Here is a 12,838-nt window from a genome sequence, read left to right as displayed (position 1 = left end):
CGGCGTGCCCGCTCCTCCGGCGCGCCGTCCGCCAATCTAGAGCTTCCGTTCCATCACGGCATCGAAATTGGTGACGGGCGGAAAGGCTTCCTTGTCGATGACGACGTCGATCACGAACGGATTGGATGCCTTCATTGCGACCGCCATGGCTGCCACAAATTCCTCGCGATTGGTGGCGCGTGCGCCCCTTGCACCCAGCGCGATTCCGGCCGCGGCGAAGTCGACGCGCCCGAAATCGTTCGCTTCCGCAACCACATTTCCCTTCCAGCGATATTTCTCGTGATATTCGAAGGCGAGCGCGCTGTTGTTCATGACGATGATCACGACCGGCAGCCTGTAGCGAACCGCCGTCTCGACATCAGCCAGGTGATAGCCGGCGCCGCCGTCGCCGGTAATGCATACCACCTTCTCCGATCGCGCGATCTGGACGCCGAGCGAGGCGGGGAGCGCCCAGCCGAGCGATCCGACTGCGCGGAAGAAGGCGTCGTAACGCAGCGTCGGGAACAGCACGCCGGTCCAGGCAGCCATGTAACCTGTGTCTGCGACCAGCGTGATCTCGCTGCCATAGCGGGAGAGCTCGTCGAGCACCGAAAGCGGGGAGAGGGCCGTGTTGCCACCTGACGCAGCGAGTTGTTCGCGGTGATTAGCTGTCCATTTATCAGTATCGCGGCGGCAGCGGTCCAGCCAGGCGGACGATGTCCGCAAATTCTGCTGTTTAACGAGGTCAAGTAGGTCGGTGAGGAAGATCTTGATGTCGGCGCGGACACCGAGGCGTGGCGCGTAGGTGTTAATGAGGGAAGCCGGATCATGGTCGATCTGGATCACGGTCGCCTTGCGGCTCGGCAAAGTGTAGCCGTTGGTTGCCAGTCCGCCCAATCGGGTCCCGAGAGCGAGGGCGCAATCGGCCTCTGCCACGAGCTTGTTGGCGCTCACCGAGGAATAGCGTCCGACGATGCCGCAGAAATTCGGGTGTGACGTCAGAATGGCCGGCTTGCCGCCAGCCGTGGCGACGATCGGGATGCCCGCAAGGTCCGACAGCAGTGCCAGTTCGGCCCACGCGCCGGCAAGCCGCACGCCCTCGCCGACAAACAGAACCGGGCGCTCCGCGCGCTTGAGGAGGTCGAGCGCCGTAGCAACCTCGGTGCCGAGCGCACGCACCTTGCTGGCGGCATTTGAGTAGGAACGTTCTAGCCGGTTCGCGGTTTGCGGGTCCCCGGGCAGCGCGAAGAAATTCTTCGGCACGTCGAGATGGGTGGGTCCGCATGTCGGTGTCGCCGCGATGTGAAGCGCCTGCGAGACGAGACTCCCTGTCATCTCAGGAGCGGCGACGGCACCGTTCCACTTCGTGACGGGCTGGAAAATGACATGTTGGTCGAGGTCCTGATACTCGTTCATGTGCAGGGCTTGCGTCGCGGTCGCTCCTGTCAGCGCGAATACCGGCGATTGGGCCCAGACGGCATCTGCCAGTGCGGCCGCGACGTTGGCGGCGCCGGGCCCGGCCTGCCCATAGGCCGGCGCGACGCGGCCGCTGGCGCGGGCATAACCGTCCGCCATGTAGACCGCGCTGGCCTCGCTGCGTGCGACCACCATTCGAATTCCGGCATCGCGAAGCGCGATCCACAACGGCTGGTCGCCGCCGGTGAGGAGGAAGAAGTTCTCGACACCGGCATGCTTTAGCGCAGCGGTGATGTCGGTGGCCACGTTGTTTGTCATTCTAGTCCTCCCCGCGCGGGTTCGTCGACCTGCAACGTCAATAAAGTATGTCATACCGTATTATTGCAAAAGATATTTTGTCAAACCTCCCTCAGGGCGCGTAGTAAGCAATAGCTTGACCTCACTAAAAGCCAATAATACGATATTATGATTCCAGATATTTATGCTGCAGGGAGGCGTTCCGTGAAGAAGTACCAGATGTATATCGGTGGAAAGTGGGAGGATCCGGCCTCGGGCGAGTGGTTCGAGACCATGAATCCCTACACCGCCGAGCCATGGGCGTTGATCCCGCGCGGCAATGCCGAGGATGCCGCGCGCGCAGTCCAGGCGGCGCATCGGGCGATGAATGTGGGGCCGTGGCCCAAGCTGAATGCAACGCAGCGCGGCGCGCTGATGCGCAAGCTGGGGGACCTGATCGCGGCGAATGCAGAGCGGCTCGCCGAGATCGAAGTGAGGGACAACGGCAAGCTGATCAGCGAGATGCGAGGGCAGCTCAATTACATTCCGCAATGGTACTATTACTTCGGCGGCCTCGCGGACAAGATTCAGGGCTCGGTCATCCCGATCGACAAGCCCAACATGTTCACCTACACCAAGCACGAGCCGGTCGGCGTCGTCGTCGGTATCATCCCCTGGAATTCGCCGTTGATGCTGGTCGCCTGGAAGCTTGCGCCGGCGCTGGCGGCCGGAAATACCGTGGTGCTCAAGCCCTCGGAATTCACCTCCGCATCGCTCCTCGAGATGATGGCGCTGGTGGAGGAGGCGGGCTTCCCCCCTGGGGTCATCAACGTGGTTACCGGCTTTGGCAATGAGGTCGGGCCGGCGCTGGTCGAGCATCCTCAGGTCGCCAAGGTCGCGTTCACCGGCTCCGATGCCACCGGCCAGAAGATCTACAAGGGCGCTGCGCGCGGCCTGAAACGCGTCAGCCTGGAGCTGGGCGGCAAGTCGCCCAATATCGTGTTCGACGACGCCAATCTCGACAATGCGGTCAACGGCGCCATTGCCGGAATCTTCGCGGCCGTCGGGCAGGCGTGCATCGCCGGTTCGCGAATGCTGGTACAGGAATCTGTCCACGACGCCTTCGTCGAAAAGCTCCTGAAGGCGGCGGCCACGATCAAGATGGGCGATCCAATGCAGAACGAAACACAGGTCGGGCCGGTCGCCAACCGGCCGCAGTTCGACAAGGTCCTCGCCTATATGGAGATCGGCAAGAAGGATGGCGCGCATCTGGCACTCGGAGGCGATCGTGCCCATCGGCCGGAATGCGGCAAGGGTCTCTTCGTCGAGCCCACGGTCTTCACCGGCGTCAAGAACAGCATGAGGATCGCGCAGGAGGAGGTGTTCGGCCCGATCCTGTCCGTGATCCCATTTCGCGATGAGGAGGAAGCCGTCGAGATCGGCAACGACATCCTCTTTGGTCTGGCCGCAGGCGTCTGGACGCAGAACATGAAGCGCGCCCATGTCATGGCTGACCGGCTAAAGGCCGGCATGGTCTGGGTCAATACCTACCGCACGGTGAGCTACATGGCCCCGTTCGGCGGTTACAAGCGCAGCGGTCTCGGTCGCGAAAACGGCATCGAGGCCATCAACGAATACATGCAGACCAAGACCGTCTGGATGAGCAGCGGCGACGAGCCCTATCCGTTCGTGCTGCGATAAATCGCTGAGTTAGGTGATCCAGGGCGCATCGTCTCGGGATCAATTGCTAATTGCTCGTAATATAGTACTATAAGATTTAATGGCCCCTGGGACCAACCCGTGGGGAACGAGGAAACAGGGAGGAGCGCCGCATGAGAGCCGCATCGGTCGTCATCTTGGCCATCGCGGGCCTGTGTCTATCGGGCATGCCGGGACAGGCGCAAACAAAGTCAGTCGTCCTGAAGGGAGCCACTCTGATCGACGGAGCGGGTGGAAAGCCGCTTCCCGATTCCGTCTTGGTCATTCGCGACGGACGCATCGCGGCCGTTGGGTCCGTAACGGCGGTGCCGGTGCCATCCGATGCCGATGTCGTTGACCTCAAGGGCAAGTCCATCATCCCCGGCATGATCTCGGATCATTCCCATGTGGGTATCGTCAGGGGCCTCAAGGCGAGTCCGGACAACTATAATCGCGACTACATCTTGTCCCAACTTCGACAGTGGGAGGCCTATGGCGTCACCACGATCACGTCGCTGGGCCTGAACGCACCTGAATTCTACGATCTGCGAGCGGATCTACATGCCGGCAAGGCGCCAGGGGCCGACATCTTTGGCGCCGACCGCGGCATTGGGGTTGCGATGGGAGCACCGCCCGTGGCGATCGTTCCCGTCGGCCCGAACCAGATCTATCGCCCGGATACGCCCGACGCAGCGCGCGAAGCGGTGAGGGAGATGGCGGGACGCAAGACCGACCTGATCAAGATCTGGCTTGACGACTTCGGCAAGCTGCTGCCAGTCAAAGTGAAGCCGGAGGTCTATACCGCCGCCGTCGACGAGGCCCACAAGAACGCGCTTCGGGTCGCCTTCCACATCAACGACCTCGAAGATGCTCAGGCCGCCCTGAAGGCCGGCGCTGACATTCTGGCGCACGGCATCCGTGACAAAGAGATCGATCCGCCGACGATCGAATTGATGAAGAAGAATGCCGCCTGGTACGTTCCCACCTTGGCGCTCGACGATTCAAATTTCATTTTTGCCGACAAGCCGCAGGTCTCGGCGGATCCGTTCGTGAACCGGGCACTGGATCCCGCCGTGAAGACGCAATTGGAGGATCCGGCTTGGCAGCAGAAGGTCCATGACGCACCAGCTTCCGAGCGCGCCCGCAAGGCGCTGGCGATGAACCAGAAGAACCTGATGACGCTTTACAAGGCAGGTATCGGCATCGGGTTCGGATCCGATTCCGGCGTGGGCCTGCGTTTCCCCGGCATTGCCGAACATCGTGAGCTCGATCTCATGGTTGAAGCCGGCCTCACGCCGATGCAGGCGCTGACCATCGCGACCAGCGGCGCGGCGAAGCTGCTCAAGCTGGATGACCGCGGTGTCCTGCTAGCTGGCAAGCTCGCCGATCTCGTCGTGCTCGACGCCGATCCATCGGCCGACATAGCCAACGTCCACAAGATCTCGGCGGTCTGGCACCGCGGAAAACCTGTTGCAGGGCCGATCGCAACGTTTGCGCAGCGATAAGGAGAATGGGCGGGGCCGGCGACGCTTGCATGCCGTCCTGGGCCACCCCCCGAACTGTTGGTCCGAAGTCTTGTTCTCGATCATCACCTCGGGAGAAACACATGGGACAACTGACACGACGTGCCGTGCTCGCCGGCGCACTCGCCACCCCCTTTGTTGCCAGGGCAGAGGACTGGCCTGCGGGTCAGATGAAGTTCATCATCCCGTTTCCTGCCGGCGGAACGCTGGACGCTATCGCCCGTCTGGTTCAGCCGGGTTTGCAGCAGAGACTGGGAACGACGATCATCATCGAAAACCGTCCGGGCGCAGCGGGCAGCATCGGCGCGGCGGCAGTGGCGAAGTCACCGCCAGATGGCCGCACGTGGCTGTTCGTATTCGATACTCACGCGACCAACCCGGTGACGCAGCCGAGCCTGCCATATAATTCCGAGACAGATCTGGATCCGGTCATGCTGGTCGGTACGGCGCCGAACATCATTGCCTGTCAGCCGTCACGCCCTTACCAGACTTTGGCTGAGTTGATCGCTGCGTCGAAAGCCAAGCAGGGCGGCTTCGCATTTGCGTCGGCTGGAACGGCGAGTCTTGGCCATCTCACGATGCTGCTGCTTGCCAAACGCTCCGGCGCGCAGTGGAGCCACGTTGCCTATAAGGGAGCAGCCCCCGCGGTGAACGACGCGATTGCGGGACATATTGACCTGATCATCGCAGCGACCACGGTGCTCAACAGCCAGATCGACGCCAAGTTGCTGCGCCCTCTCGCTCAGACCGGCGCAACACGCCACCCGACCCTTCCCGACGTACCGACGCTCGCCGAAAGCGGGTTTCCCGATCTCGTCGCGACGCCTTGGTGGGGACTGTATGCGCCCGGGAAGACGCCCAAACAGATCATCGCGCGTTTCAATACAGAGATGCGCGCGGTTCTGAAGGACGCCAGCGTGACGGGACGGATCAACGCGATGGGGCTGACGGTCGCTGCGAGCGATCCGGACTACATGCGCAACTTTTACGCGGAGCAGGCGCATATTTGGGGGCAGGTGGTTCGAGACAACGGTCTCCAGGCCGAGGGTGGATAGCAGATAGACCATCGCGCGGACCGGTTTTTACATCGTCACCCTACCGACCGGATTATTTGGTGCCGCGTCACGGCGCGGCCGTCCCCGCGGACGTTTCGCCCGAAGCGCGGCTTCCGCGTCCAGCGCGGCCTGGTGTTCCGCCGCCACCTCCAGCTGCTCCAGCACCTTGAGGGTTGCTCTCGCGCCCATGTTGACGTGATTGACGGCAGCCTGCCACGCCGCCTGCGGCTTCCGTGTGATGATCGCGTCGATTATCGCATGGACCTCGACAGCGTTTTCCTTCAGGCGTTCGGGCTGCGACAGAACAATGGGACGAAGATAGCTGAGACGTGCGCGAATGACGCTCACGAAGCCCTTGACGACGCTGTTGGCCGAAACGCTCATCAGGAATTCGTCGAGCTGATTCTTGCATTCGAGCACCTTAGCAACGCTACCTGATTTGAAGGCGCGGTCCAAATCTCGTTTGAGCCGGTGCAAGTCCTTGATTTCGCGCTCAGAGATCCGCTCGGCGGCGGTCCTTGCCGTCAGCCCTTCCAGCATACCCCTGACTTCATAGTGTTGCCGCGCCTCGTCGGGGGATACCCGCGCCACCACGGGTCCTTGATTGGGGATGTTGTCGACGATGCCCTCGGCCTCCAGTTGCCGCAGGGCTTCACGGACGGCAGTCCTACTGACGCCGGTCCATGCACACAGCTCGCCTTCCTTCAACCGCTCGCCTGGTTGAAAGCGGCCATCAATGATGGCGGTGCGCAGATTGCTTGCGACCTGTTGCCGGAGCGGTGCGGCCTTGGCCGGTACGCGCTGGACTTTGGAAACCTTCACGCAGTAATTCCTTGTACTAATTCGGTAATTGGTATCATACAATACTAGTTGATTATCCTGCTGCCTAGCTGCGATTTAGTCTCCTCAGGCTTGAGACGCTCGGACTGACATTGCCGAATATCCAACTTGCACTGGGCGAGAACGAGCCGCGGTCGAAAGAGTTGCCGCCGCACGCGCCTTGCCATCCTTGCTCACCAGGCGTCAAGGTCGGAAAGGGGTCCTGCGGATTGCGGCTCAACGAAGCACGTTCTCGCGGTCCTTTTCGCAGATCGCCGTTCAGGCCCCGCAGACCCATTCATACCTACGATGCCGGAGAGCTCGGCAGCCGCCGCCCTTGCGATGCGTTTGCCCAAGCTAGCTGGCGAATGGGCGAGGAAGAAACCAACGTCTACTGGTGCGCTCTGCCAGGCTCGCATAAGCTGAGTGGCTAACATGTGAGGGCCAAAAATTCATGCGGCAAGCTCGGTTTGACGGTTGGTTGCAGAGCTGTCGCGGTCCCGTCCGCACAAGCCGAACGGCATTTGCTATGTATCAATTCGCCCGTTCATAAGCCATGGACCTACGACAGCTTCGGTACTTCGTTTTCGTCGCGGATCTGAAGAGCATCGCCCGCGCTTCGGCTCACCTCGGCGTAGCAGGCCCTGCCATCAGCCGGTCAATCAGTGCTCTCGAAGACGAACTGCGAACGCCGCTGTTCGACCGAGACGGGAGAGGCATGCAGATGACGGAAGCAGGCCTCATGCTGCACCGAAGCGCATCCCAAATCCTGCGCGACGTGGAGCTTGTTCGTCAGGAGGTCATGGCCGAAGGAAAACACCTGACCGGCGACGTGATTATCGGAGCCACGCCGTCGGTTATCGCCATGGCGGGAGCGGAGCTCATCAGGGCCTGTCGCGAACGTCTGCCTCGCGTTCGTCCGCGCTTACTTGAGGGATATAGCGCTTATTTGCAAAACTGGGTGCTGACCGGCTCGATCGATGTCGCATTAGTCAACGGCCTTCAGCCAGATAGCCCGCGCCTCGTCAGTGAGTGCCTTGCCGTCGAGCGGCTGTTCGCCATCGGGCCACCAGGGATGTTCGCTGGCGATCCGGTCGGCCTTGCGAGCCTCCTTGAACATGCTCTGCTGCTTCCGTCGGCTCAAAATCCGATCCGAAGTTTGCTGGATGCGGGCGCCGCTGGCCTCAATCTCTCCGTATCCACGGTGCTGGAGATCGATTCCGTTACCCTTCTGAAAGACCTCGTGCGACAGGGCCTTGCTCCCGCTGTCCTCCCCTTCGGCGCTGTCAAATACGAGCTCGAGACTGGCGTCTTGAGCGCCAGCCCCATTGTCACCCCCGAAATCAGAAGCGATCTGGACCTCATTTACCTTGCCGATCGTCCGCCAACGCGAGTGGCATCCGAGGTGATCGACATGCTTCTGGAAATCCTACGCCAGATCGTTTCCAAAAAGGAGCCGAATGGTTTCGTCGAGATCCGGCATCGCGCCAGCGTCCGCCGCAAGGCAAAGACGTAGCCAAATCGCCGACAGCCAGAAGCGCGTGCCCACATAGCTCGATAGTGTCCACTGCTCGTAAAGGCCGGTGCGCAACACTCGAAACGAGGCAATGGTACCGGAGCCAAAGGCCATCATGGGTGTTAAGCGCTGGCGACTTCGCAATGAAGGCGTGATCCCTTTGTCGGCCTAACTGTTTCTGCGCGTTTGAGATGGGGCGTCTGAGGTTGACCTTCGCCAAACCGTCGCACGGATTCCGGCCGCCGTGAACGGCAGCAACTCCAGCCAAGGCTCAATTTCCCAGACCGTGATCTTCACTGGCCTTTCCGCGTCGGAATTGTGGGGCAGGCAGGGGTCAATGTCGATTTCACCAAGCGTAAGTTTCATGTTCATGAGCGCGCCGACGAATACAATCAGCTCGGCCGCCCGAAATCAGGCTCGGAGGAGCGTTCGTCCCATTGCCGCCGATCGCATTCAATGCGTTGCGTGAATGGAGGCTGCAATGTCCCAAGCCCGATCTCGGATCGGTGTTTCCAGTCCGGTGAAGGACGTCGAGATCGTCACCCGCGATTACATGGTCAAACGGGGCCCTGTGACCGGTGCAAATCGCCGCCGGTATCACCAAGTTAGGTAAGGCTCCAACGAGAAGGCCATGGACGCCGCAAAATATCCGGGCTTCACTCTCTTTCGGCACTTCTTTGCGAGCTGATATATAAACCGCAAGGTTGATGGCGGGCTTGAATTGCGGCGCCTAAGGTGGTCCAGGAGCGGCTCGGCCATTCGGTACTGGGGCAGTTGGATTGTGACGCCATTAGAGTGCGTCGATGGCAGTTTCGATAGGGAGGAAAAATGTTCGGGACCCAATCGGACTTTCTATGAATTCCGCTTCTTTCCAAAAAGCGGCAGCCTTCTCATCGATCGCGTGTACCAGGATGGCGCGAATACCGATCGTTTCAGATGCGTGAACGATTTGGTGGAGGGCATGTTGAAGCAGGTCTTGGCCGAGCCCCTTGCCCTTGTAGGTAAGATCTCGCGCCAAGCGGCCTATAATGGCTACAGGTACGGGATTTGGGAGTCCGTGCCTTTTTATGGGCGGCTTGGGAATTGCAGCCCTCTCAACACTTCCAGAGGCGATGCAGTAGTAGCCTACGACCGAATTGCCCTCGCAAACAACATAGGTGCGAGCAGTCTTGCCCTCGCTGTCGAGGGCGCGATTCTTCAACCAATCGGTCAGGGCTTCATTACCGCAATCAAAGCGGCTAAAGTCATGCGTCGGCTTGAGAAGCGTGGGGGAGGTTATGCCCGCACGCTTCCTCGGATGTTCGATTACTTCTGCCAAAGCGGCTTACGCTTCATCAGTGCCTTCAACTTGGTCCCGGCCGGAGGCGGGTTATCAAGTGCATTCAAGAAGGCATCGTGCTTCTCTGGATCAAGGACAAATAACCTTTGGTCCAAAAGCACATCGATGGCATGTTGCCGCGCACTATCCAGCATGAATTCGCTAAGCGTCTTGCCCACCGCCACTGCAGCGGTATCGATCAAGTGCTTTACCTGTGCGGTAGCGCGAATGTGGATATTGGTTTCGCTCCGGACGCGGCGCGACCTTACTCGCGCCGCAGGGCGCTGTAGTGCTGCTTCCATTGCGGTTACTCCTCACTTCTTATGAAGCGTTATATTGCATTCGTGTACACAATGTCAACACGGTTCGAATGGTTCCGAAGAAACTATCCAAAAAAGGGCCGAAGAGGACATAAGTGACCAATGGATCAACCGAAACGTTCACATAACCCAACTTAACTCCCCAAGTCGATTCTCAACGGGCGAGGTCCCTGGCAACGGTCGGAAAACCAAAAGCGGAAAAAACCCAGCTGCGGTCGAGCGGGGTCGCCGCTTGCTTGGTCAATGCCAAACTAAGCCGCTGTCGGCGTCTCAAATGATTGGACATCCCGGCGCAGATGTCGTCGATCGGCGACATTCTAAAATGTTGTCAAACGCTGACATTTCCGATTGTCAGCGAACGGCGACACGGTAATGTAAGCGATCGCTGACATTTGGATGTTCCATGCTCACACGTACCGCAGCCGATCTTGGCGCCGTCATCCGCGACCGGCGCAAGCGCCTCAAGCTCGATCAGTCGACGCTAGCTAAACAGGTTGGTGTCAGTCGCCAATGGATCATCGAAGTCGAGCATGGCCACCAGCGCGCAGAACTCGGGCTCATCCTTCGCGTCCTTGATGCTCTCGGCATCAAGCTCGATGCAGACAGCAATCTCTCCTCGGGCCACGCCGCCCCGAAGTCCGCCGTCGATCTGGATGCCATTGTGGCGAAAGCCAAGAAAGGCAAGCCATAATGGCCGAGCTCATTGCACTCCTTGAACGAAGTCGGTCGCGTCCGTAGTGATGCACGCGGCCGGCTGATCGTCGACGTTGGAAATCAGTGCATTGAACGTCATGCGTCGAAAAAGTTCTTTCGCATCCTTTCCCGGCTCCTCCGTGACCCGGCGCATCTCTTCCGCCATCAACACATAGGACCAGCGATCGCGCATCTCGACGGCTTCATCAGCTCGCAAACCGGTTAGCCCGCTGATCATCCGCGAACGCAAATATCCCTTGCCCGTCTACGTGCGATCAAAGCGCTTGACGAGAAGAACGTCCTTCGCTGCAAACCTTGGCCAACTCGAGCATCGCGCGTTCGACGCGAGTGTTGTTCCAGCGGTCGTCCGGACGATTGAACTTTGCGATCCAGAATCCGTGGTCATCTTCGACGACAGCTTTCGGACGGGCTCCGCCCATGGAGGTGCCGAGCAGCATCCAGTCTCGAACCTGGGCGCCTTCCTCGGTTTTACATCTTCCTAGAGCATCAAGGCTTCGGCGATTTCCTGAAGCTTTGCAAGTTCGAGCGTCTTGTTGAATTTGCGACGTGGTGCCGGAGGTTGTTGACCAAGTCCAAACCAAGCGCCCCTACGCCGTCGTCGGCTGAATTCAGCAGATAGTCGAGTTCGCCAAGCTGGGGAACCCCGGCATGCTTCTCGATGACGCGGCGACCCCAATAGTCCGAGCTTGCATCGCGTAACGCGCCAAAGACCGCCATTCAGTCGGCCTGTTTCGTAAGTCTCATCCGATAATTCAAGCTCGATAGGATCAATCGCGACCGCATCTCCGTTTGAGAGGTACAACTTGCCGTAGACGAAGCGAGCCAATGCATTGCCACGGCGATCCTTAGCGAGCTAGAATCGGGCCGGCGGTTATCGGTTCGGTCTGACACGGCAGCGTGATGTAGACGAAGCATTCGGTGTTGCTTTAGAAGTCATTGTCGAGCCCTCCGGACTTGCGCGCCCGCTTGCGTTCCCGCGTCGCTTGCAGAGCAATCCCTTCCCTGTCCTTTGAGGGGTCAGCGAGTTCTTCGAGGGGCTGGAGCATATCGTAGAGCCACAGCAGCCCGGCATACACCACGATACCCGTCGATGCTTTGCCCTTTTCGGCGTCCATAACAGCGCGCACGCCCGTTCCAATTCTGCTGGCTGCGTCCTGCATGGTCATGTTGCGGCGGATGCGTGCAGTACGCAGATCCGCTCCCAATTGCGTGAGCGTCCGTGACACCGGGTAAGGGGGCGCCTTTTGAAGTTTGTTGGTTGCTACCATGCTCTTGAAGGCCATTAAGCAGATTATTATGCTCTTAAGAGCATACAGCAATTTCCTGCAGTTTGCCATATTTTGCTTTTAAGAGCGCTTTATGTGCGATAATTTGCTCTCAAGAGCACTTATTCCATTTTCTAGTGCCGTAAATATATCAACGGGATATGTAACCAAAATATGCAGCTATTAGTTGTGAAAGTTCCTATGATAATCTATTTGGGAAGCTCTTTGACTCGTCAGGGGCAGCCATTTGGGACCAGCACCGAGGGTGCCGCCAGTCACGACTAACCAGGCGGGTCGGAATCCAGAAACATGTCTGGAGCCAACAACGAACAGCTTCGTCCGCCGCCGAGCTGGGACAAATTCGAGGAAATCTGCGCGGATCATTTTTCGCGCATCTGCAAGGACAACCAACACGACCGTGCCGGGCAAGGCAACTCGGCGTCGATGACTACGGCAAGGATAGCGGAGCTGATGCGAGATGAAGCGTGAGTTGACCTCCGAGATCGTCACGCGCGTTGTCAAGGAGGTGCGAAGCACTAATGTTGTTGCTGGTCCCAGCCCTGCGCAGGCACCGACCGGTCGGTCTGATCCACTGGACAACGGCTGACGGAAGCGCTCGAGCGCGACTACGCTGCGCGTTGCGAACCCCTTCTCCAGCAATCGGTCTTTCCCGAACTCCACAAACGAGACGAGCTCCCGCCGCTCCTTCCGATTTGCTGGAAACGAAAGGCAGGCCGCGTACGCTTCTCCCGGCACAGACGCTCGCGTCCGTGAATCAGTCGCAGAGATCCAGGCTTCGCCATCGTCTCCGGATCTCTCGCGAAATACGGCCTTGCTGACTTTGTCGCGTGACAGATTGGCCCTCCCAGGCTTGTCACCGTACGCATCAAGACTCTGGAGAAGAGGCTGCTTAGATGGGCACGGAACGGGAGGAACTCT

General features: G+C 59.5%; 14 protein-coding genes. 6 read left to right on the top strand and 8 right to left on the bottom strand.

Annotation, left to right across the window (positions count from 1 at the left end; translation table 11 throughout):
* Positions 1-36 precede the first annotated feature (36 nt).
* The gene (locus tag AC0WRY_RS36875) at positions 37-1,713 is read right to left on the bottom strand and encodes a thiamine pyrophosphate-binding protein (protein WP_164933594.1); all 1,677 of its coding nucleotides are present in this window, start codon (positions 1,711-1,713) and stop codon (positions 37-39) included.
* Between the two features lie 183 nt (positions 1,714-1,896).
* On the opposite strand from AC0WRY_RS36875, the gene AC0WRY_RS36870 reads away from it, so the two are divergent.
* The 3 genes from AC0WRY_RS36870 (at position 1,897) to AC0WRY_RS36860 (ending at position 5,947) form a co-directional block, all read left to right on the top strand.
* Positions 1,897-3,372 carry an aldehyde dehydrogenase gene (locus AC0WRY_RS36870; RefSeq protein WP_128955150.1) on the top strand — a complete coding sequence of 492 codons (1,476 nt, stop codon included), beginning with the start codon at positions 1,897-1,899 and terminating at the stop codon, positions 3,370-3,372.
* A gap of 131 nt (positions 3,373-3,503) precedes the next feature.
* Positions 3,504-4,874: an amidohydrolase family protein gene (locus AC0WRY_RS36865; RefSeq protein WP_128930081.1), complete on the top strand. Its 1,371-nt coding sequence runs from the start codon at positions 3,504-3,506 to the stop codon at positions 4,872-4,874.
* Between the two features lie 101 nt (positions 4,875-4,975).
* Positions 4,976-5,947: a Bug family tripartite tricarboxylate transporter substrate binding protein gene (locus tag AC0WRY_RS36860; RefSeq protein ID WP_164933595.1), complete on the top strand. Its 972-nt coding sequence runs from the start codon at positions 4,976-4,978 to the stop codon at positions 5,945-5,947.
* A gap of 27 nt (positions 5,948-5,974) precedes the next feature.
* On the opposite strand, the gene AC0WRY_RS36855 is transcribed toward AC0WRY_RS36860, so the two are convergent.
* Complete coding sequence (locus tag AC0WRY_RS36855) at positions 5,975-6,769, bottom strand: GntR family transcriptional regulator (RefSeq protein ID WP_128930083.1); 795 nt, start codon at positions 6,767-6,769, stop codon at positions 5,975-5,977.
* 553 nt (positions 6,770-7,322) lie between these two features.
* Between AC0WRY_RS36855 and AC0WRY_RS36850 the strand changes: the two genes are divergently transcribed.
* Entirely contained in the window at positions 7,323-8,282 is a 960-nt protein-coding gene (locus AC0WRY_RS36850; protein ID WP_128930084.1) for a LysR family transcriptional regulator, read from the top strand.
* A 790-nt stretch (positions 8,283-9,072) separates the two neighbouring features.
* On the opposite strand, the gene AC0WRY_RS36845 is transcribed toward AC0WRY_RS36850, so the two are convergent.
* Positions 9,073-9,600 (bottom strand): GNAT family N-acetyltransferase, encoded by a 528-nt coding sequence (locus tag AC0WRY_RS36845; RefSeq protein ID WP_128930085.1) that lies wholly within the window; start codon positions 9,598-9,600, stop codon positions 9,073-9,075.
* Positions 9,588-9,902 (bottom strand): type II toxin-antitoxin system TacA family antitoxin, encoded by a 315-nt coding sequence (locus tag AC0WRY_RS36840; protein ID WP_128930086.1) that lies wholly within the window; start codon positions 9,900-9,902, stop codon positions 9,588-9,590. The genes AC0WRY_RS36845 and AC0WRY_RS36840 overlap by 13 nt, the downstream gene beginning before the upstream one ends.
* Positions 9,903-10,323: 421 nt before the next feature.
* Here AC0WRY_RS36840 and AC0WRY_RS36835 point away from each other — a divergent pair, with 421 nt between their 5' ends.
* The gene (locus AC0WRY_RS36835; protein ID WP_128930087.1) at positions 10,324-10,611 is read left to right on the top strand and encodes a type II toxin-antitoxin system Y4mF family antitoxin; all 288 of its coding nucleotides are present in this window, start codon (positions 10,324-10,326) and stop codon (positions 10,609-10,611) included.
* A gap of 9 nt (positions 10,612-10,620) precedes the next feature.
* Here the strand turns inward: AC0WRY_RS36835 and AC0WRY_RS36830 are convergent, their stop codons facing one another.
* The 4 genes from AC0WRY_RS36830 to AC0WRY_RS36815 all read right to left on the bottom strand — a co-directional run bounded on the left by AC0WRY_RS36830 (position 10,621) and on the right by AC0WRY_RS36815 (position 11,917).
* Positions 10,621-10,851 carry a hypothetical protein gene (locus tag AC0WRY_RS36830; RefSeq protein WP_188637393.1) on the bottom strand — a complete coding sequence of 77 codons (231 nt, stop codon included), beginning with the start codon at positions 10,849-10,851 and terminating at the stop codon, positions 10,621-10,623.
* Positions 10,852-10,888: 37 nt separating this feature from the next.
* Positions 10,889-11,071, bottom strand: a complete 183-nt coding sequence (locus AC0WRY_RS36825) for a hypothetical protein (RefSeq protein WP_188637394.1) — start codon at positions 11,069-11,071, stop codon at positions 10,889-10,891.
* 49 nt (positions 11,072-11,120) lie between these two features.
* The gene (locus AC0WRY_RS36820; protein WP_188637395.1) at positions 11,121-11,351 is read right to left on the bottom strand and encodes a hypothetical protein; all 231 of its coding nucleotides are present in this window, start codon (positions 11,349-11,351) and stop codon (positions 11,121-11,123) included.
* Positions 11,352-11,560: 209 nt separating this feature from the next.
* Entirely contained in the window at positions 11,561-11,917 is a 357-nt protein-coding gene (locus AC0WRY_RS36815) for an XRE family transcriptional regulator (protein WP_232995558.1), read from the bottom strand.
* Positions 11,918-12,208: 291 nt separating this feature from the next.
* On the opposite strand from AC0WRY_RS36815, the gene AC0WRY_RS36810 reads away from it, so the two are divergent.
* Positions 12,209-12,388 (top strand): hypothetical protein, encoded by a 180-nt coding sequence (locus AC0WRY_RS36810; RefSeq protein WP_128930088.1) that lies wholly within the window; start codon positions 12,209-12,211, stop codon positions 12,386-12,388.
* The last annotated feature ends 450 nt before the right edge of the window (positions 12,389-12,838 follow it).

Source organism: Bradyrhizobium sp. T-12 (assembly GCF_058314695.1).
Note: the sequence above shows the minus strand (reverse complement) of the source record. Positions and strands in the feature narration are given on the sequence as shown.